Genomic DNA, 18,191 nt, shown 5'->3' with positions numbered 1-18,191 from the left:
GGCAAGGAGGGCCGCATGACCGTACGGCGAGTAATGGGCATCGAGACGGAGTACGGGATCTCCGTCCCCGGCCACCCGAACGCCAATGCCATGCTCACCTCGTCCCAGATCGTCAACGCCTACGCGGCGGCGATGCACCGGGCCCGCCGCGCTCGCTGGGACTTCGAGGAGGAGAACCCGCTGCGGGACGCCCGCGGCTTCGACCTGGCGCGCGAGTCGGCCGATTCCAGCCAGCTCACGGACGAGGACATCGGCCTGGCCAACGTGATCCTCACCAACGGGGCCAGGCTCTACGTGGACCACGCCCACCCCGAGTACAGCGCCCCGGAGGTCACCAACCCGCGGGACGCGGTGCTCTGGGACAAGGCGGGGGAGCGGATCATGGCCGAGGCGGCCGAGCGGGCCGCCCAGCTGCCCGGCGCGCAGCCGATCCACCTGTACAAGAACAACACCGACAACAAGGGCGCGTCCTACGGCACCCACGAGAACTACCTGATGAAGCGGGAGACCCCGTTCTCGGACATCGTGCGGCACCTGACGCCCTTCTTCGTCTCCCGGCAGGTCGTCACCGGCGCGGGCCGGGTCGGCATCGGCCAGGACGGCGGTGAGCACGGTTTCCAGATCAGCCAGCGGGCCGACTACTTCGAGGTCGAGGTGGGCCTGGAGACCACGCTCAAGCGCCCCATCATCAACACCCGGGACGAACCGCACGCCGACGCGGAGAAGTACCGCCGACTGCACGTGATCATCGGTGACGCCAACCTCTCCGAGATCTCCACGTACCTCAAGCTGGGCACCACCGCGCTTGTCCTGTCCATGATCGAGGACGGCTTCATCGCGGTGGACCTCGCCGTGGACCAGCCGGTGCGCACCCTGCACCAGGTCTCCCACGACCCCACACTGCGACGGCTGATCACCCTGCGCAACGGCCGCACGCTGACCGCCGTGCAGCTGCAGATGGAGTACTTCGAGCTGGCCCGCAAGTACGTCGAGGACCGCTACGGCACCGACGCCGACGAGCAGACCAGGGACGTGCTGACCCGCTGGGAGGACGTCCTGGGGCGGCTGGAGACCGACCCGATGAGCCTGTCCGGAGAGCTGGACTGGGTGGCCAAGCGCGAACTCCTGGAGGGCTACCGCCGGCGCGACGGCATCGACTGGGACGCGGCCCGGCTGCACCTGGTCGACCTCCAGTACGCCGACGTACGCCCCGACAAGGGCCTGTACAACCGCCTGGTGGCCCGCGGGCGGATGAAGCGGCTACTGGACGAGACGGCCGTCTCCAGGGCCCGTATCAAGCCCCCGGAGGACACCAGGGCCTACTTCCGCGGCCGGTGCCTGGAGCAGTACGCGGACGACGTGGCCGCCGCCTCGTGGGACTCGGTCATCTTCGACCTGCCCGGGCGGGACTCCCTGCAACGGGTGCCGACCCTGGAGCCGCTGCGCGGCACCCGCAACCATGTCAAGGAACTCCTGGACCGCTGTCGTACCGCGGAGGACCTGGTACGGGTGTTGTCCGGGGGCTGAAACCGCGCGGTTGCGGGAATCATCGGGGTGGCTCCCGGACGTTGAACCAGTGGAAAGCACGTGAGCGAGGGTCCGCGAGTTCCGCGAGATCACCGGAGAACAGGGCCGATGTCAGACCCGGCTTGTAGGGTCTGATCTTGTAGGACATGCAAACCGAGCGGGCGATCGGGGTGAGGTGCACATGGCTACCAAGGACACCGGCGGGCAGCAGAGGGCCACGCGTTCCACCGAGGAGGTCGAGGAGACCGCCCCGGAGGCGCAGGCCTCCGACGACCTCAAGGAGCGTCAGGAGAAGCTCTCGGACGACGTGGACTCCGTCCTGGACGAGATCGACGACGTCCTGGAGGAGAACGCCGAGGACTTCGTTCGTTCGTTCGTACAGAAGGGCGGTCAGTAGCCGCTCTGCCGTCCGTCCCGCCTCCGGTGCCCAGGTTCCGGACGCGGGACGGATGACTGGCACGGCCAGGGGTAAGGTCCGTGGCAAGTGATCGAAACCGGCCGCTCCCCGGGGAGAGGGAGACGGTCCGCAGTCATCGTGGAAGGAAACGTGTGGAAGCCAACACTCGTAGTACCGGGCGTCTGCCGGCGGCCTTCCTGACGCCTGGTTCGTCGTCCTTCATGGACTTCCTCGGCGAGCACGCGCCGGAACTGCTGCCCGGCAACCGGACGCTGCCCCCCGTACAGGGCGCGCTGGAGATCCCGCACGGGACGACGATCGTGGCGGCCACGTTCCCCGGTGGCGTGGTGCTCGCCGGTGACCGCCGGGCGACCATGGGCAATGTCATCGCGCAGCGGGACATCGAGAAGGTCTTCCCGGCCGACGAGTACTCCGCGGTCGGTATCGCCGGAACAGCGGGCCTGGCCGTCGAGATGGTCAAGCTGTTCCAACTGGAGCTGGAGCACTACGAGAAGATCGAGGGTGCCGGGCTCTCCCTGGAGGGCAAGGCGAACCGGCTGTCCACGATGATCCGTGGCAACCTGGGCATGGCCATGCAGGGCCTCGCGGTGGTACCGCTGTTCGCCGGGTACGACACGGACCGCGAGAAGGGCCGGATCTTCTCCTACGACGTGACCGGCGGGCGCGCGGAGGAGCACGGCTTCACGGCCACCGGCTCCGGCTCGGTCTTCGCCCGCGGTTCGCTCAAGAAGCTCTACCGCAAGGACCTGACGGAGCAGCAGACCATCACCGCGGTCGTGCAGTCGCTGTACGACGCGGCCGACGACGACTCGGCGACCGGCGGTCCGGACCTCGCCCGGCAGATCTACCCGATCGTCACCGTCATCACCGACGAGGGCTTCCGGCGGCTCACGGAGGCCGAGGTCTCGGAGGTCGCCCGGGCTGTCCACGAGCGGCGTCTCGAGGAGCCGGACGGCCCCCGCGCCTCGCTTCTGTAACGGTCGGATCCGGGAACTTCCCACACAGACAGAAAGGGACGGATAGCCGGTGTCGACGCCGTTCTACGTCTCACCCCAGCAGGCCATGGCGGATCGCGCCGAGTACGCCCGCAAGGGCATCGCGCGCGGTCGCAGCGTCGTCGTACTGCAGTACACCGACGGAATCCTCTTCGTCGCCGAGAACCCGTCCCGCGCGCTGCACAAGGTCAGCGAGATCTATGACCGCATCGCCTTCGCCGCGGTCGGCAAGTACAACGAGTTCGAGAACCTGCGCATCGGCGGCGTCCGCTACGCCGATCTGCGGGGCTACACCTACCACCGTGAGGATGTGACCGCGCGGGGGCTGGCCAACGTCTACGCCCAGACGCTCGGCACCATCTTCTCCAGCGCGGCGGAGAAGCCGTACGAGGTCGAGCTCATCGTCGCCGAGGTCGGCTCGGCGCCGGAGGAGGACCAGATCTACCGGCTGCCGCACGACGGCTCGATCGTCGACGAGCACGGCGCGGTCGCGGTCGGTGGCAACTCCGACCAGATCGGCAGCTACCTCGACCAGCGGCACCGCGACGACATGACGCTCGCCGAGGCGCTCGGGCTGGCGGTGGAGTCGCTCAGCCGGGACAACAACGGCGGTGAACGACAGCTCACCGCCGAGCAGTTGGAGGTCGCGGTCCTTGACCGCACCCGCCCCCAACAGCGCAAGTTCCGCCGAGTACTCGGCCGCCAACTCACCCGCCTCCTCTCGCCCGAGGGCACCCCCGAGGGCACCGAGCCGTCGGAGACGGAACCGGAGGAGTAGTCCGCGCACCCTCCCGGCGCGGGTGGGCCCGCGGCTCTCGAAGGCGGTCGCGATGGCCCTTCCGGGCACGCCACGAAGTCCCGGGCGCATCCGGGCATTTGAGGCTGGCCTCAACCCGCGCCCGGGGCGATGTGGCTTGCCCCAGCGATTTCCGCCGCAGGGGCGAACAACTCCCGCGGTGGAGACCGCGGTGCCGAACTCGCCGCGGGCCGACGTGAGCGGTGGATTCTGGGACACGCCCAAGTGCCCGGGCCTTCACTGGGCGTTGAGGCCCAGCCACGAGGGCGCCGTGGCCGGTGAGCTGGGTGCTCGCCCCAACACCTTCCGCTGCGACGTCGAATAACCCCCGCAGTGCGGACCGGCGTTGCTGAGCGCAGCTCAGGCCGGAGCGGTCAGAGGGCTCGGCCCGCCCTGCCCTGGAGGCGGCGGTGCGCTCCCCAAGTTCCAGCCGCGGCCGAGGACCCTTGCCCCGGCAGGATCCCCCCGGCGGCGGGAGCGGCGCCCCTCAACCCTCCGCGGGAGCGGCCGTCGTGCCGCGTACCGCCAGGTGGACGGGGAGGATGTCGGGCGGCTCGGGCGGACGGCCGTCCAACGCGCCCAGCAGGGCGGACATACCGCGGGCGCCCACCTCGTCGGCGGGGAGCTGGACCGTGGTGAGCTCCGGCTCCACCGCCGTGGCCAGCGCCAGATCGTCGAAACCCGTGACGGACACGTCCTCCGGCACCCGCAGCCCCAGACGCCGTACCGCCTTGCACGCGCCCACGGCCAGCAGGTCGTCGTCGCAGACCAGCGCGGTCGGCCTGGGACCCGGCGCGGTGAGCGCCCGCCGGGCCGCCTGAAGGCCCTCGTCGACGCTCAGCCCGGCGGGCTCACGGCCCGCCACCGCGCCCGGCAGACCGACGATCGCGGTCTCGAAGGCGCGCCGCCGTACATGGAACGTCCAGGAGTCCACCGCCGCCGTGATGTGCGTGATCCGCCGATGGCCCAGGGCGCCCAGATGGTCCATCACCTGCCGCATGCCGTCGGCGAGGTCGAGGTTGACGGTGGCCGCCGCACCGGCCGCCCCGGGCTCGCTGTCCAGCATCACCAGCGGCAGCCCGGCCGTCCCGGCCGCCGGATCGCCGCTGATCGCGTCAAGCGCTCCGACCGCCATGGACGAGGCGATCACCCCGTCCAGCGCCGCCCGCGCGGAACCGAACGGGTCGGGCGCCGGACCGACCCCCTCCGGGGACGGATAGAGCACCACGCCGACCCCGTTGCGCGCCGCGACCCGCGCCGCGCCGGTGTACACCCGGGCGAAGTAGTCGTTGGTGAGTGCGGGCACCACCAGCAGCGCCGTCCTCGTCCGGCCCAATCGTAGGTTCCGGGCGGCGAGATTCGGCCGATATCCGAGCTCGACGGCGGCCGACCGCACCGACTCCGCGGTTCGCGGCGAGACCCGGCCACGCCACTTGTCGCCGAGTACCAGCGACACCGTGGCCTGGGAGACGCCCGCGGCGCGTGCGACGTCCCGTGAGGTCGGACGGTCGGTCCCGGTCACCGGTTCATGTCCCTTCTGCGTCCCGCGGCTGGACCCGCGGCCGAGCGCCATGCTACGTATGACGGGTAAGTTATACGTAACACTAACGAGGGCGGAAGGTCCGTCCACGGAGAACGGGGAGGGTATGGCCACGGCGTACCTGGAGCTGCTGCGCACGCGGTACGCGATACGGCTGCTGGGCGGAACGCTGATCGGGCGGCTGCCGAACGCCACCGCCGCGTTGGCGGTCGTACTGTTCACCCGCGCCCACGGCGGCAGTTACGTCCTCGCCGGGGCGCTGTCCGCGGTCTACGGCCTGGGCACCGCGATCGGCCAGCCCGCCCTGGGCCGCCTGGTCGACAAGCGCGGCCAGCCGCGGGTGATGCTCGGCGGGGCGGTGGTCTCGGCCGCCGCCATGACCGCCTTCGCCGTCATGGGTCCGGACCCGCTCGCCGCCGCCTGCGCCGCGATGGCCGTGGCGGGTGTGGCCACCCCGCCGCTGGAGGGCGGGCTGCGCGCCCTGTGGCCCAGCGTGCTGGACCGCGCCGACCAGGTGCACAGCGCGTACGCGCTGGACGCCGCCGCGCAGGAGGTGATGTACGCGGTCGGCCCGCTGCTGGTCACCCTGCTCGTCGCCACCGCCTCCACCGCCGCCGCGCTGGTCGGGCTGTCCCTGATCGGTGTCGTCGGCACGCTGCTGGTCGTCACCACCGAGCCGTCCCGCCGCTGGCGGGCGGGCGAGCGCGAGGCGCACTGGCTTGGGCCGCTGCGCTCGCCCGGACTGCTCGCGCTGCTCGGCTCGTTCTTCTTCGTGGGCCTGGCGCTCGGTTCGATAGCGGTCGCCGCGGTCGCCTACGCCGACGCGCACGGCGGCGGCATGGTCTCCAGCTATCTGCTCTCCGCGCTGGGCGTCGGGGCGCTGATCGGCGGTGTGGTCTACGGCGCGGTGCGCTGGTCCGGTGTGCCGGAGCGCAGGTTGCGGGCGCTGATGCTGTGTCTCGCGCTCGCCTACGTACCGCTGGTGGCCGTGCCCGGTGTGCCAGCTATGACTGCTTTGGCGGGTTTGTCCGGCCTGTTTCTCGCGCCGTCCCTCGCATGCGCCTTCGTGGTGGTGGACCGGCACGCCCCGGCGGGTACCGTGACCGAGGCGTTCTCCTGGCTGGTCACCGCCTTCGGCGTGGGCGCGTCGGTGGGTACGGCGGCGGCCGGGCCGGCCGCGCAGTACGGTGGCGTTCCGGCCGGGTTCGCGGTGGCGGGGGCCGGTGGGGTCGTCGCGCTGCTGGTGCTGCTGGCGGGCGGCCGGGTGCTCGCTGCCCCAAACGCGGGGCGCCGACCGGAAAATGATCGAATCGACGCCGTCGAACCCGGTTTCAGTGAGACGCATCGGGCGTAATGTTCACTCATGGACCGCCGCATTTTCGGGCTGGAGAACGAGTACGGCGTCACGTGCACGTTCCGGGGACAGCGTCGTCTGTCCCCGGACGAGGTGGCGCGGTACCTGTTCCGCCGTGTCGTGTCATGGGGTCGCAGCAGCAACGTCTTCCTGAAGAACGGCGCCCGCCTCTATCTCGATGTGGGTTCGCACCCGGAGTACGCCACTCCTGAGTGCGACAGCGTCACCGAACTGGTCACCCACGACAAGGCCGGTGAACGCATTCTGGAAGGGCTGCTGGTCGACGCCGAGCGCAGGCTGCACGAGGAGGGGATCGCCGGCGACGTCTATCTGTTCAAGAACAACACCGATTCCGCGGGCAACTCCTACGGCTGCCACGAGAACTATCTGGTCGCCCGGCACGGGGAATTCTCCCGGCTCGCCGACATCCTCATCCCGTTCCTCGTCACCCGGCAACTGCTCTGCGGCGCCGGCAAGGTGCTCCAGACGCCGCGCGGCGCGGTGTACTGCGTCAGCCAGCGCGCCGAGCACATCTGGGAGGGCGTCAGCTCCGCCACCACCCGCTCGCGCCCGATCATCAACACCCGCGACGAACCGCACGCCGACGCCGAGCGGTACCGGCGGCTGCACGTCATCGTCGGTGACTCCAACATGTCGGAGACCACGATGCTGCTGAAGGTCGGCGCCACCGATCTGGTGCTGCGCATGATCGAGGCGGGCACGGTGATGCGGGACCTGACACTGGAGAACCCGATCCGGGCCATCCGCGAGGTCAGCCACGACATAACGGGACGCCGCAAGGTGCGGCTGGCCAGCGGACGCGAGGCCTCCGCCCTGGACATCCAAGAGGAGTACTACTCCAAGGCAGTTGACTTCTGCGAGCGCCGCGGCATCCGCACCGGAGTCACCGAGCAGGTTCTCGACCTGTGGGGCCGCACCCTGGAGGCGGTCTCCACCGGTGACCTCGCCTCGATCAGCACCGAGATCGACTGGGTGATGAAGTACCAGCTGATCGAGCGCTATCGCAGCCGCGACAACATCACCATGTCACATCCGCGAATCGCCCAGATAGACCTCGCCTACCACGACATTCACCGCCGTCGTGGTCTGTACTACCTGCTGGAACGCAAGGGTCAGGCCAAGCGGATCTGCGACGACCTGAAGATCTTCGAGGCCAAGTCGGTGCCCCCGCAGACCACTCGGGCGCGGCTGCGCGGTGAGTTCATCCGCCGCGCGCAGGAACAGCGGCGCGACTTCACCGTCGACTGGGTGCACCTGAAACTCAACGACCAGGCGCAGCGCACGGTGTTGTGCAAGGACCCGTTCCGCTCGGTTGACGACCGGGTGGAGAAGCTAATTGCCGGAATGTGACCGGAGGGCGGACGAAAGCAACGCCGGGGCCCCGTACGTTTCTCGTACGGGGCCCCGGTCGCGTCGTAGAGTGGCCCGCATTGCACACCCGGAAGATCCATTGATGAAACCGAGGCAACGTTGCGTCGAATTGCCCCGCCGCCGCCCCCAGGTCCGGCAGCCACCGAGTCCGCCGCCCCGCCGAGGAAGCGCCGAGCCTCGCGGCTGCTGGCCGCCCTGGTCGTACCGCTGCTGGTGCTGACCGCGGCGGCCTGCGGCAGTGAGAACACCCCGCCGAAGATCACCTCCGGGGCCGACTTCGGCCAGAAGCCGACCGTTTCCAAGGGCAAGGGCACGCCACCCAAGAACCTGGAGGTGAAGGTCCTCCACCAGGGCAACGGCACCACCCTGAGCAAGGGCTCCATCGCCCAGGTCAACTACCTGGGTCAAACCTATGACTCCGACACACCCTTTGACACCAGCTTCGGCAAGCAGCCGTTCAGTCTGGTGGTGGGCACCGGTCAGGTGATCAAGGGCTGGGACCAGGCGCTGGAGGGGCAGAAGGTCGGCAGCCGGCTCGCGATCACCATCCCGCCGGATCTCGGCTACGGCCCCCAGGGCCAGCCCCCGCAGATCCCGCCGAACGCCACCTTGTTCTTCGTCGTCGACATCCTCAAGGGCACCAACCCGCCCAAGAGTGCCCAGGGCGCGGTCCAGCCGCAGAACGACAGCAGCCTGCCCAAGGTCGGCACCAACACCGACGGCAAGGCCCCGTCGCTCGACGTGCCCAAGACCCCGGCGCCCAAGAAGCTGGTGTCGAACTACGTCATCGAGGGCAGCGGCCCGGTGGTGAAGAACACCGACACGGTGGTCGTGCAGTACAAGTCCGTGCTGTGGGACGGCTCCAAGTTCGACAGCACCTACGACCGGAACGCGCCCACCACGCTGACGCTCAATCAACTCCCGGTCAAGGGGCTGACGCAGGGCCTCACCGGCAAGAAGGTGGGCAGCCGGGTGCTGCTCGTGCTTCCGCCCGACCAGGCGTTCGGCAGTCAGCCGCAGAACGGCGTACCGGCCAACTCGACCCTGGTCTTCTCGGTGGACATCCTCGGAACGATGTAAAACTGTGCAGGTTGCACACACCGTAATGAGGAGCAGAGACGTGAGCATCGACAAGCCCGAGATCGACTTCCCGGGCGGCGAGCCCCCGGCGGACCTTGAGATCAAGGACATCTGGGAGGGCGAAGGCCCGGAGGCGAAGGCGGGCGACTTCGTCAAGGTCCACTACGTGGGCGTGGCCTTCAGCACCGGCGAGGAGTTCGACGCCAGCTGGAACCGCGGCAACCCGCTGGAGTTCCAGCTCGGCGTTGGTCAGGTCATCTCCGGCTGGGACAAGGGTGTGCAGGGTATGAAGGTCGGTGGACGCCGCCAGCTGACCATCCCGGCGCACCTGGCCTACGGCGACCGTGGCGCGGGCGGCCGGATCGCCCCGGGCGAGACGCTGATCTTCGTCTGCGACCTGATGGCCGTCCAGGGCCGGTAGCAGCCCGAACCGATGGCCCCCGCCGCCCGGCGGGGGCCATCGGCTTTTGCGTGACGACCTGGGAACGGTAGGTTCATCGTGAGAGCAGAACAGGAGGGGTGCGTCCGATGGCCATCGCCAAGGCCGAGCGGCTGATGAACCTGGCACTGTGCCTGATGAACACCCGCCGCCCGCTCAGCAAGCGCGAGTTGCGAGCTTCGGTCGAGGCCTACCGGGAGATCGCCTCCGAGGAGGCCTTCAACCGGATGTTCGAGCGCGACAAGGACGACCTGCGCGAACTCGGCCTGGTCATCGAGACGGTGGACGCCATCGACGGCGAGACCGGCTACGTCGCCCGCCGCGACCGCAACCGCCTTCCCGAGATCGCCCTCGACGCGGAGGAGGCCGCCGCGCTCACCCTGGCCGCCAAGGTCTGGCAGCAGGCCCGGCTGGCCGGAGCCGCCAGCGGAGCGCTGCAGAAGCTGCGAGCCGCGGGCGTGCCGTTCCAGGAGTCCGGCTACGAGCCCGCCGAGGGCCACAGCGTGATCGAACCCCGGATCCCCGCGCACGAGCCCGCCTTCGAGCCGCTGATGCTGGCCGCCCGCGACCGCCGCCCGGTCTCCTTCGACTACCGCAAGTCCAACGCCGTGCGCCCCGAGCCACGGTCGGTGGAGCCGTGGGCGCTGGAGTGCTGGCGCGGCCACTGGTACCTGGCCGGATGGGACCGGGACCGCGAGGCCCGCCGGGTGTTCCGGCTCAGCCGGATCACCGGCCGGATCCGGTCCCGTGGCGGCCAGTTCACCGCCGAGGTGCCGGACCACGTCGACGTACGGCAGACCGTGGCCAGCTGGGCCGGTGAGGGCGCCACCGCCACCGCGCGGATCCGGCTGCGGCGCGGTGCCGGATACCCGCTGCGGGCCAAGGCGGTGGAGACGACGCCCGCGCCGGGAGAATGGGCCGCGGAGTGGGACGAGCTGGAGATCCCGTACGGACACGGGCTGGACGCCTGGCTGGTGGAGTTCGGGCCTGACGTGGTCGTGCTGGCCCCCGCGGAGCTGCGCGATGACGTGGTCGACCGGCTGCGCGCCGTGGCCCGCGGCTGAGGGGAGACGAACCACGATGTCCAACGCGATCGACCAGACCCGCCGGATGCTCTCCCTGGTCACCTATCTGAAGGAGCGTCCCGGCGCGCACGTCAGCGATGTGGCGCGCGCCTTCGGGGTGACCGAGGCCGAGCTGATCGGCGACCTCAACGTGCTGCCGATGTGCGGCACCAGCTTTCGCGGCGGCGACCTGCTCGACATCGACACCGACGGCGAGCGGATCTGGTGGCACAACGACGGTGCCTTCGGTGAGGCGGCCCAGCCGCTGCGGCTGGCCGCCGACGAGGCCACCGCGCTGCTGGTCGCGGCACGGGCGGTGGCCACCCTGCCGGGGCTGCGGGACAGCGACCGCCAGGCGCTGCTGCGGGCCTACGCCAAGCTGGAGGCGGCGGCCGGTGAGGCGGCGGGCGCCAGCGCCCGGCTGTCGGTCACCTTCGAGTCCGAGGGCAGCGTCTTCGCCGATGTGGACCGGGCCATCGCCGAGCGGCGCAGGCTGTGGATCCGCTACTACTCACCCGCCCGTGACGAGTTGACCGAGCGCGAGGTCGATCCGATCCGGTTGTTCGCCGTGGGGCACACCTACTTCGAGGCCTGGTGCCGGTTGTCCGAGGACCGCCGGATGTTCCGGCTGGACCGGGTCGCAGAGATCAAGCTGCTCGACGCCCCCGCCGACCCGCCCAGGATCGAGCCGCGCGACCTGTCCGCCGGACTGGTCCAGCCCGCCGGTGACGACCCGGAAGTGGTGGTCGAGGTCGGCCCGGGCGGGCGCTGGGTCGCCGAGTACTACCCGCACGACAGCGCGGAGGAACTGCCCGAAGGCGGCCTGCGCATCACATTGCGCACCCCCGACCCCGGTTCGCTGCGCCGCCTGGCGCTGCGGCTCGGCCGCGACGGCCGGATCGTCTCGCCCCGGGCGCTGGCGGACAGCGCACGGGCGGCGGCCGAGCAGGCGCTCGCGGCGTACGGCGACGAGTAGAGGACGCGACATGCAGGTGCCCACGGCGCAGAGCGTGGTCTTCAAGGCGATGTGCCCCGACTGCCGGGGCCGCTTCGAGCTGACCGCCCCGGCACTGCGGCTGGCCATCGGGCGCACCGCCAGGACCACCTTCTACTCGTTCACCTGCCCTGACTGCGGGGCCTCGGTGCGCAAGCCGGCGGGGCAGCGGATCGTCGCGCTGCTCACCAGCGGCGGAGTGCGCACCATGCGGCTGCACGTCGGGTGAGGCGGGGCCGCTAGGCTCGCGGGCATGGTCTGGATCCTGGTCACCACCGCCCTCGCGTTCTGCGGCATCGCCGTCCTCGGCGTCCTCAGCATCCGGGTCTATGTGGAGGTACGGCGGCTCGCCCGGCAGGTCGGCGACAGCTCCCAGGCGCTGGCCGGCGCGGCCGAGCAGTTCCAGCGCAGCGCGGAGCCGCTGGCCGCCCGCGCCGGTACCGCGGTCCGCCGCTGACCCGGCGGGCGGCGGTCCGCCTGGCACAGGGCGCGGCCCGGCCGAGGGTAGGCTGATCGCCGCGGCCCGTACGCACGGCGCGGGCGGCCACCTGGCGGCCCTTGGGGGATTGCCAGGCGTTCACCACCGCGCGTTACGATCGCTGTCACTGAGATGTGACGCGTACGTAAGTGCCCCGAACGGTACACCCAAGCCGACGACGACCGGCTGCCGCACGAGATAGGGACGTGGGTTGCTCAAGTCCGCCCGCAAGAAGAAGGACCCCGAGGGGCGGATGCCGCTCGCGGACCACCTCCGCGAGCTGCGCAGCCGCTTGGTGAAGTCGCTGCTGGCGATCGGGCTGGTCGCGGTCGTCGCGTTCATCTACCACGACCAGCTCGCCGCGTTCCTCACCGAGCCGCTGCTGAAGTCGGTCGGCTGCAAGGCCAGTTTCCAGGACATCGCCAAGCACGGCGAGCACTGCGCGACGCTCAACATCAACGGCCTGCTCGGGCCGTTCAGCATCCTGCTCAAGGTCGGCCTGATGGCCGGTGTGGTGGCGGCCTCGCCGGTCTGGCTCTACCAGGTGTGGGCCTTCCTTGCGCCCGGGCTGCACAAGCACGAGAAGAGGTACGCGCTCAGCTTCGTCGGAGCCGGGTTCCCGCTGTTCCTCATCGGCGCGTGGTTCGCGTACACCATCATTCCGACCACCGCCAAGGCACTGCTCAGCCTCACCCCCGACCATGTCACCAACCTCGTGCCGCTGGACGGGTATCTGGACCTGCTGGTGCGGATGGTGCTGGTCTTCGGGCTCTCCTTCGAACTGCCGCTGCTGCTGGTGCTGCTCAACTTCGGCGGGGTGCTGAGTGGGCGGCGGATGCTGGGGTGGTGGCGCTGGATGGTCATGGGCATCACCGTCTTCTCGGCGATCGCGGTGCCCAGTCCCGACCCGCTGTCCATGCTGGCGCTGGCGGCGCCCATCTGCGCGCTGTTCTTCCTGGCGGTGGGCATCTCCATGCTCCACGACAAGCGCAAGGCCCGGCGTGCGGACGACGGCCTGAGCCCCGACGAGGCCTCCGACCTCGACCTGACCCCGGAAGCCCTCCCCGAGGTGGAGTCCGTCTCCAGCCCCCAGGCCCTCCCCTCCGACGACTACGACGACGCCACGTAGCCCGTGAGCCTGTCGCTGCCCCCGGCAGGCGGTTCCCCGGCGCGCGGCCCCGAGCGGGGTCCGGGGGGCGGAGCTGCCGAAGGGGTCCGGGGCGGAGCCCCCTGGTAAAGATCGGGCACGTTGTCACACCCGGCCGGTAGGCTCGAAAGCACGATGACCGACGAGATCTCACCAGCCGAGCGGTACGCCGACGCTCGGCGTCGCGCCGCCGAGCGGGCCACCGCGCTCGGCTCCTTCCGCGAGATGTACGACTTCCCGCTGGACCCGTTCCAGGTAGCGGCCTGCCAGGCCCTGGAGGCCGGAAAGGGCGTACTGGTCGCCGCGCCGACCGGATCAGGCAAGACCATCGTGGGCGAGTTCGCCGTCCACCTGGCCCTCGCCGAGGGCCGCAAGTGCTTCTACACCACGCCCATCAAGGCGCTGTCCAACCAGAAGTACGCCGACCTCGTAAAACGTTACGGCTCCGACAAGGTCGGACTGCTCACCGGCGACAACAGCGTCAACGGCGACGCTCCGGTGGTCGTGATGACCACCGAGGTGCTGCGCAACATGCTCTACGCGGGATCCCAGGCGCTCAGCGGCCTCGGCTACGTGGTGATGGACGAGGTGCACTACCTCTCCGACCGCTTCCGCGGCGCGGTCTGGGAGGAGGTCATCATCCACCTCCCGGAGTCGGTGACCCTGGTGTCCCTCTCCGCCACGGTCTCCAACGCCGAGGAGTTCGGCGACTGGCTGGACACCGTACGCGGCGACACCGAGGTGATCGTCGCCGAGCACCGCCCGGTCCCGCTGTGGCAGCACGTACTGGCCGGACGCCGGATGTACGACCTGTTCGAGGTGAAGAACAACGGTTCCCCGAACGGCGGCGGCAGGCTTGAGGTCAACCCCGACCTGGTGCGCATGGCTCGCGTCCAGAACACCCTGGCGTACAACCCGCGCGACCGCCGCCGTCGCGGCTACGAGGCGGACCGTGAGCGCGCCCGGCGGCAGAGCTCCAGGATCTGGACGCCCGGCCGCCCCGAGGTGATCGAGCGGCTGGACGCCGAGGGCCTGTTGCCCGCCATCACCTTCATCTTCAGCCGCGCGGGCTGCGAGGCCGCCGTACAGCAGTGCCTGTACGCGGGGTTGCGGCTCAACGACGACGAGGGGCGGGCCAGGGTCCGGTCCATCGTCGAGGAGCGCACCGCGGCCATTCCCGACGAGGACCTGCACGTCCTCGGTTACTACGAGTGGCTCGAAGGGCTGGAGCGGGGCATCGCCGCGCACCACGCGGGCATGCTGCCGACCTTCAAGGAGGTCGTGGAGGAGTTGTTCGTCCAGGGCCTGGTCAAGGCTGTCTTCGCCACCGAGACCCTGGCGCTGGGCATCAACATGCCCGCCCGCTCAGTGGTGTTGGAGAAGCTGGTCAAGTGGAACGGCGAGACCCACGCCGACATCACCCCGGGTGAGTACACCCAGCTCACCGGACGTGCCGGACGCCGCGGCATCGACGTGGAGGGCCACGCCGTGGTGCTGTGGCAGCGCGGTCTCGACCCGGTGGCGCTCGGCGGCCTCGCCGGAACCCGTACGTATCCGCTGCGTTCCTCGTTCAAGCCCTCGTACAACATGGCGGTCAACCTGGTCGGCCAGTTCGGGCGGCACCGCTCGCGGGAACTGCTGGAGACCTCGTTCGCGCAGTTCCAGGCCGACCGGTCGGTGGTCGGCATCTCCCGCCAGGTGCAGCGCAACGAGGAGGGCCTGGCGGGCTACCAGGAGGGCATGACCTGCCACCTCGGCGACTTCGAGGAGTACGCCCGGCTACGCCGGGAGTTGAAGGACCGCGAGGCCGAACTGTCCCGGCAGGGCGCGGCCCAGCGCCGGGCCGCGGCGGCGGAGGCGTTGGAGCGACTGCGCCCTGGCGACATAATCCACGTACCGTCCGGCAAGTTCGCGGGCCTCGCGCTGGTCCTGGACCCCGGTGTGCCCGCCGGACGCAGCACGGGCCGCCACCACCCGCGGTACGGCGGGCAGAGCTACGACGACGGGCCGCGCCCGCTGGTGCTCACCGCCGAGCGGCAGGTCAAGCGGCTGGGCTCGGTGGACTTCCCGGTTCCGGTGGAGCCGCTGGACCGGATGCGGATCCCCAAGACGTTCAATCCGCGCAGCCCGCACTCGCGGCGCGATCTGGCCTCCGCCCTGCGGTCCAAGGCCGGAACCGCCGGGATCCACGCCCCCAAGCGGCGCAAGCAGCGCGCCGCCGCGGCCGACGACACCGAGATCACCCGGCTGCGCACCGCGATCCGTGCCCATCCCTGCCACGGCTGCGACGAACGCGAGGACCACGCCCGCTGGGCCGAGCGCTACCACCGGCTGCGCCGCGACACCCAGGCGCTGGAGCGGCGCATCGAGGGCCGCACCAACACCATCGCCCGCACCTTCGACCGCATCTGCGGCCTGCTGTCCGAACTGGGCTATCTCGACGGGGACCGGGTCACCCCGGAGGGCCGGCGACTGGGCCGTCTCTATGGCGAGTTGGACCTGCTGGCCAGCGAGTGCCTGCGGGAAGGAGTGTGGGACGGGCTCGGCCCGGCCGAACTCGCCGCCTGCGCCTCGGCGTTGGTGTACGAGGCCAGGTCCGCCGAGGACACGCTGCCGCCGAAGCTGCCGAACGGCCAGGCGCGTACGGCACTTGGCGAAATGGTGCGGATCTGGGGGCGGTTGGCCGCGCTGGAGGAGGAGCACAAGATCAACCAGACGGAGGGCGTGGGCCAGCGCGAGCCGGACCTCGGTTTCGCCTGGTGCGCCTACAGCTGGGCGTCGGGGCAGGGCCTGGACTCCGTGCTGCGGGAGGCGGACATGCCCGCTGGTGATTTCGTCCGCTGGACGAAGCAGTTGATCGATGTGCTGGGGCAGATTTCCGAGGCTGCGCCCCAGGACTCCCCGGTACGGCGGAACGCCCGCAAGGCGGTTGACGGGTTGTTGCGGGGAGTCGTGGCGTACTCGTCGTTGGGCTGAAGCCCCTCGGCGGTGGCGGGTCGCGGTCGGTCCGGCGCCGCCGGGCCGCGCCGTCGCTCGCCGTCGCGGCGGAGACTTCTTGCCGTCGCGGCGGCGAGCACGCCGCTCATCAAGCCGCCGCCGGCTCCTGTTCCGCCTCCACCCGCTGGTTCCACTCGCGCTTGGTGGCCTGCCAGTTGTCCTCGTCGGAGCCGTGGCGCCAGTAGCCGGAGATGGACAGGCGGTCCCGGTCGATGCCCCGGTCGACGCGGAGCAGTCGGCGCAGTTCCTTGACGAAGTGCGCCTCGCCGTGCACGAAGGCGTGCGGGGTGCCGGACGGGAACTCCAGCGCCTCGACGGCCGCCACCAGTGCCTCACCGACCGGGCGGGTGCCGCGGTGCACCCAGGTGATGGAGGCCCCGGCCGGTGCGTTCAGCTTCTGCTCCTCCGCCGCGTCCGGCACCTCGATGAACGCATGGCAGACCGCCTCCTGCGGCAGCCGCTCCAGCGTGGCGGCGATCGCCGGAAGGGCGCTCTCGTCGCCGGCCAGCAGATGCCAGTCGGCCGCCTCGTCGGGGGCGTATGCGCCGCCCGGGCCGAGGAAGAGGATCTCCGCGCCGGGCTGGACGCCGGCCGCCCACGGTCCGGCCAGGCCCTCGTCCCCGTGGACGACGAAGTCGAGGGTGAGTTCACACGCCTCGGCATCCCAGCGCCGCACGGTGTAGGTGCGGGTGCGCGGCCACTGGTCGCGCGGGAAGTCCGCACGGATCGCCTGGATGTCGAACGGCTCGGGGTAGGCCACCCCGTCCACCGGGAACAGCAGCTTGACATAGTGGTCCGTGTACTGCCCCGCGGCGAAGCCGTCGAGCCCCTCGCCGCCGAGGACGACCCGGACCGTGTGCGGGGTCAGCCGCTCGACGCGCACCACACGACCCCGGCTGACTGGCTGGTTCCTACGTTGTGAAGCACGCTGTGAAGCGTCCGCCATGAGGACTCCCTGATCATCGAATGACTTAGGGAAGCCTAACCAATGTGGTACTGATCCGGTACCGATTACCGCGCGGCCCGCAGGGACAGCGCCGCCAGCAGCCGCTGAAGCGATCCGCCGAGCCCCCACCGCTCGGCCAGCGCCTCCAGCGCCGCCGGGTCACGCGGCTCGCCCGGCAGCGCCGTGCTGACCGGCGGCAGCGGAACGTCAGCCGCGACCCGGACCACCTTCGGTGCCACGGCGAGGTACGGCCGCCCCTCGATGAGCCGCTTGCGCTGGGACGGGGTGAGCCCGGAGCGCGGATCGTCGACGGCGGCCAGTACCCCGGCCAGATCGCCGTACGCCGCCAGCAGCCTGGCCGCCGTCTTCTCGCCGATCCCGGCCACCCCGGGAAGCCCGTCGCTGGGGTCGCCGCGCAGCACCGCGAGGTCCGCGTAACCGCGTCCGTCCACCCCGTACTTGGCCCGCAGCGCCGCCTCGTCGGTCATGTGCAGGGTGCCCACGCCCTTGACCGGGTACAGCACCCGCACCCCGCGGGCGTCGTCCACCAACTGGTACAGGTCGCGGTCGCCGGTGACGATGTCGACCGGCCCGGCCGCTTGGGCGGTGAAGGTGCCGATGACGTCGTCCGCCTCGTACTCGGGGACCCCCACCCGTGCGAGGCCGATCGCGTCCAGCACCGCCTCGATCACCGGGACCTGCGGGGAGAGGGTGTCCGGCACCTCCTCCACGTCCGGCCCCGCCGGGGTCTCCTCGGCGACCCGGTGCGCCTTGTAGGAGGGGATCAGGTCCACCCGCCACTGCGGGCGCCAGTCGGCGTCCATACAGGCCACGAGGTCGTCGGGGGAGTGGTCCTCGACCAGCCGGGCGATGAAGTCCAGCAGTCCCCGCACCGCGTTCACCGGCGTGCCGTCGGGCGCCTTCACCGATTCGGGAACGCCGAAGTACGCGCGGAAGTACAGGCTCGCGGTGTCCAGAAGCATCAGACGTCGACTCACCCGACCGATGATGCCCTACCGGTCGC

17 protein-coding genes are annotated in these 18,191 nt (G+C 70.6%); 14 read left to right on the top strand and 3 right to left on the bottom strand.

Annotation, left to right across the window (positions count from 1 at the left end):
• Positions 1 to 15 precede the first annotated feature (15 nt).
• The 4 genes from dop (at position 16) to prcA (ending at position 3,718) form a co-directional block, all read left to right on the top strand.
• The gene (gene dop / locus O5O46_RS10385) at positions 16 to 1,527 is read left to right on the top strand and encodes a depupylase/deamidase Dop (RefSeq protein WP_443072443.1); all 1,512 of its coding nucleotides are present in this window, start codon (positions 16 to 18) and stop codon (positions 1,525 to 1,527) included.
• Between the two features lie 181 nt (positions 1,528 to 1,708).
• Positions 1,709 to 1,924: a ubiquitin-like protein Pup gene (locus tag O5O46_RS10380; protein WP_269855026.1), complete on the top strand. Its 216-nt coding sequence runs from the start codon at positions 1,709 to 1,711 to the stop codon at positions 1,922 to 1,924.
• A gap of 152 nt (positions 1,925 to 2,076) precedes the next feature.
• Positions 2,077 to 2,922 carry a proteasome subunit beta gene (prcB, locus tag O5O46_RS10375; protein WP_269855025.1) on the top strand — a complete coding sequence of 282 codons (846 nt, stop codon included), beginning with the start codon at positions 2,077 to 2,079 and terminating at the stop codon, positions 2,920 to 2,922.
• A gap of 49 nt (positions 2,923 to 2,971) precedes the next feature.
• Positions 2,972 to 3,718, top strand: coding sequence for a proteasome subunit alpha (gene prcA, locus O5O46_RS10370; RefSeq protein WP_269855024.1), 747 nt, complete (start codon positions 2,972 to 2,974; stop codon positions 3,716 to 3,718).
• A 505-nt stretch (positions 3,719 to 4,223) separates the two neighbouring features.
• Here the strand turns inward: prcA and O5O46_RS10365 are convergent.
• Positions 4,224 to 5,309 carry a LacI family DNA-binding transcriptional regulator gene (locus tag O5O46_RS10365; RefSeq protein WP_269855023.1) on the bottom strand — a complete coding sequence of 362 codons (1,086 nt, stop codon included), beginning with the start codon at positions 5,307 to 5,309 and terminating at the stop codon, positions 4,224 to 4,226.
• A gap of 73 nt (positions 5,310 to 5,382) precedes the next feature.
• Between O5O46_RS10365 and O5O46_RS10360 the strand changes: the two genes are divergently transcribed.
• From O5O46_RS10360 to O5O46_RS10315, 10 genes are all read left to right on the top strand, one after another.
• The gene (locus O5O46_RS10360; protein ID WP_269855022.1) at positions 5,383 to 6,630 is read left to right on the top strand and encodes an MFS transporter; all 1,248 of its coding nucleotides are present in this window, start codon (positions 5,383 to 5,385) and stop codon (positions 6,628 to 6,630) included.
• A gap of 9 nt (positions 6,631 to 6,639) precedes the next feature.
• Positions 6,640 to 8,001, top strand: a complete 1,362-nt coding sequence (gene pafA, locus O5O46_RS10355; protein ID WP_269855021.1) for a Pup--protein ligase — start codon at positions 6,640 to 6,642, stop codon at positions 7,999 to 8,001.
• A 204-nt stretch (positions 8,002 to 8,205) separates the two neighbouring features.
• The gene (locus O5O46_RS10350; RefSeq protein WP_269855160.1) at positions 8,206 to 9,102 is read left to right on the top strand and encodes an FKBP-type peptidyl-prolyl cis-trans isomerase; all 897 of its coding nucleotides are present in this window, start codon (positions 8,206 to 8,208) and stop codon (positions 9,100 to 9,102) included.
• A 40-nt stretch (positions 9,103 to 9,142) separates the two neighbouring features.
• The gene (locus tag O5O46_RS10345) at positions 9,143 to 9,523 is read left to right on the top strand and encodes an FKBP-type peptidyl-prolyl cis-trans isomerase (RefSeq protein WP_269855020.1); all 381 of its coding nucleotides are present in this window, start codon (positions 9,143 to 9,145) and stop codon (positions 9,521 to 9,523) included.
• A 107-nt stretch (positions 9,524 to 9,630) separates the two neighbouring features.
• The gene (locus O5O46_RS10340; RefSeq protein WP_269855019.1) at positions 9,631 to 10,605 is read left to right on the top strand and encodes a helix-turn-helix transcriptional regulator; all 975 of its coding nucleotides are present in this window, start codon (positions 9,631 to 9,633) and stop codon (positions 10,603 to 10,605) included.
• A 16-nt stretch (positions 10,606 to 10,621) separates the two neighbouring features.
• The gene (locus O5O46_RS10335) at positions 10,622 to 11,581 is read left to right on the top strand and encodes a helix-turn-helix transcriptional regulator (RefSeq protein ID WP_269855018.1); all 960 of its coding nucleotides are present in this window, start codon (positions 10,622 to 10,624) and stop codon (positions 11,579 to 11,581) included.
• A gap of 10 nt (positions 11,582 to 11,591) precedes the next feature.
• The gene (locus tag O5O46_RS10330; RefSeq protein ID WP_269855017.1) at positions 11,592 to 11,828 is read left to right on the top strand and encodes a hypothetical protein; all 237 of its coding nucleotides are present in this window, start codon (positions 11,592 to 11,594) and stop codon (positions 11,826 to 11,828) included.
• 24 nt (positions 11,829 to 11,852) lie between these two features.
• Entirely contained in the window at positions 11,853 to 12,056 is a 204-nt protein-coding gene (locus tag O5O46_RS10325) for a hypothetical protein (protein ID WP_269855016.1), read from the top strand.
• Between the two features lie 232 nt (positions 12,057 to 12,288).
• Positions 12,289 to 13,206, top strand: coding sequence for a twin-arginine translocase subunit TatC (tatC, locus tag O5O46_RS10320; protein ID WP_269855015.1), 918 nt, complete (start codon positions 12,289 to 12,291; stop codon positions 13,204 to 13,206).
• Between the two features lie 153 nt (positions 13,207 to 13,359).
• Positions 13,360 to 16,200 carry a DEAD/DEAH box helicase gene (locus O5O46_RS10315; RefSeq protein ID WP_269855014.1) on the top strand — a complete coding sequence of 947 codons (2,841 nt, stop codon included), beginning with the start codon at positions 13,360 to 13,362 and terminating at the stop codon, positions 16,198 to 16,200.
• A gap of 109 nt (positions 16,201 to 16,309) precedes the next feature.
• On the opposite strand, the gene O5O46_RS10310 is transcribed toward O5O46_RS10315, so the two are convergent.
• Positions 16,310 to 17,167: a siderophore-interacting protein gene (locus O5O46_RS10310; protein ID WP_269855013.1), complete on the bottom strand. Its 858-nt coding sequence runs from the start codon at positions 17,165 to 17,167 to the stop codon at positions 16,310 to 16,312.
• A gap of 65 nt (positions 17,168 to 17,232) precedes the next feature.
• The gene (locus tag O5O46_RS10305) at positions 17,233 to 18,165 is read right to left on the bottom strand and encodes a 5'-3' exonuclease (RefSeq protein ID WP_269855012.1); all 933 of its coding nucleotides are present in this window, start codon (positions 18,163 to 18,165) and stop codon (positions 17,233 to 17,235) included.
• Between the last annotated feature and the right edge of the window lie 26 nt (positions 18,166 to 18,191).

This window comes from Streptomyces sp. RPT161 (assembly GCF_027533845.1).
Lineage (GTDB): Bacteria > Actinomycetota > Actinomycetes > Streptomycetales > Streptomycetaceae > Streptantibioticus_A > Streptantibioticus_A silvisoli_A.
Note: the sequence above shows the minus strand (reverse complement) of the source record. Positions and strands in the feature narration are given on the sequence as shown.

Excerpts from the sequence above, each read along its gene's own strand:
- O5O46_RS10325 (WP_269855016.1), top strand. The coding sequence starts at position 11,853 with ATGGTCTGGATCCTGGTCACCACCGCCCTCGCGTTCTGCGGCATCGCC.
- O5O46_RS10335 (WP_269855018.1), top strand. The coding sequence starts at position 10,622 with ATGTCCAACGCGATCGACCAGACCCGCCGGATGCTCTCCCTGGTCACC.
- pafA (WP_269855021.1), top strand. The coding sequence starts at position 6,640 with ATGGACCGCCGCATTTTCGGGCTGGAGAACGAGTACGGCGTCACGTGC.
- O5O46_RS10315 (WP_269855014.1), top strand. The coding sequence starts at position 13,360 with ATGACCGACGAGATCTCACCAGCCGAGCGGTACGCCGACGCTCGGCGT.
- O5O46_RS10365 (WP_269855023.1), bottom strand. The coding sequence starts at position 5,309 with ATGGCGCTCGGCCGCGGGTCCAGCCGCGGGACGCAGAAGGGACATGAA.
- O5O46_RS10380 (WP_269855026.1), top strand. The coding sequence starts at position 1,709 with ATGGCTACCAAGGACACCGGCGGGCAGCAGAGGGCCACGCGTTCCACC.
- O5O46_RS10310 (WP_269855013.1), bottom strand. The coding sequence starts at position 17,167 with ATGGCGGACGCTTCACAGCGTGCTTCACAACGTAGGAACCAGCCAGTC.
- O5O46_RS10340 (WP_269855019.1), top strand. The coding sequence starts at position 9,631 with ATGGCCATCGCCAAGGCCGAGCGGCTGATGAACCTGGCACTGTGCCTG.
- O5O46_RS10330 (WP_269855017.1), top strand. The coding sequence starts at position 11,592 with ATGCAGGTGCCCACGGCGCAGAGCGTGGTCTTCAAGGCGATGTGCCCC.
- dop (WP_443072443.1), top strand. The coding sequence starts at position 16 with ATGACCGTACGGCGAGTAATGGGCATCGAGACGGAGTACGGGATCTCC.
- O5O46_RS10360 (WP_269855022.1), top strand. The coding sequence starts at position 5,383 with ATGGCCACGGCGTACCTGGAGCTGCTGCGCACGCGGTACGCGATACGG.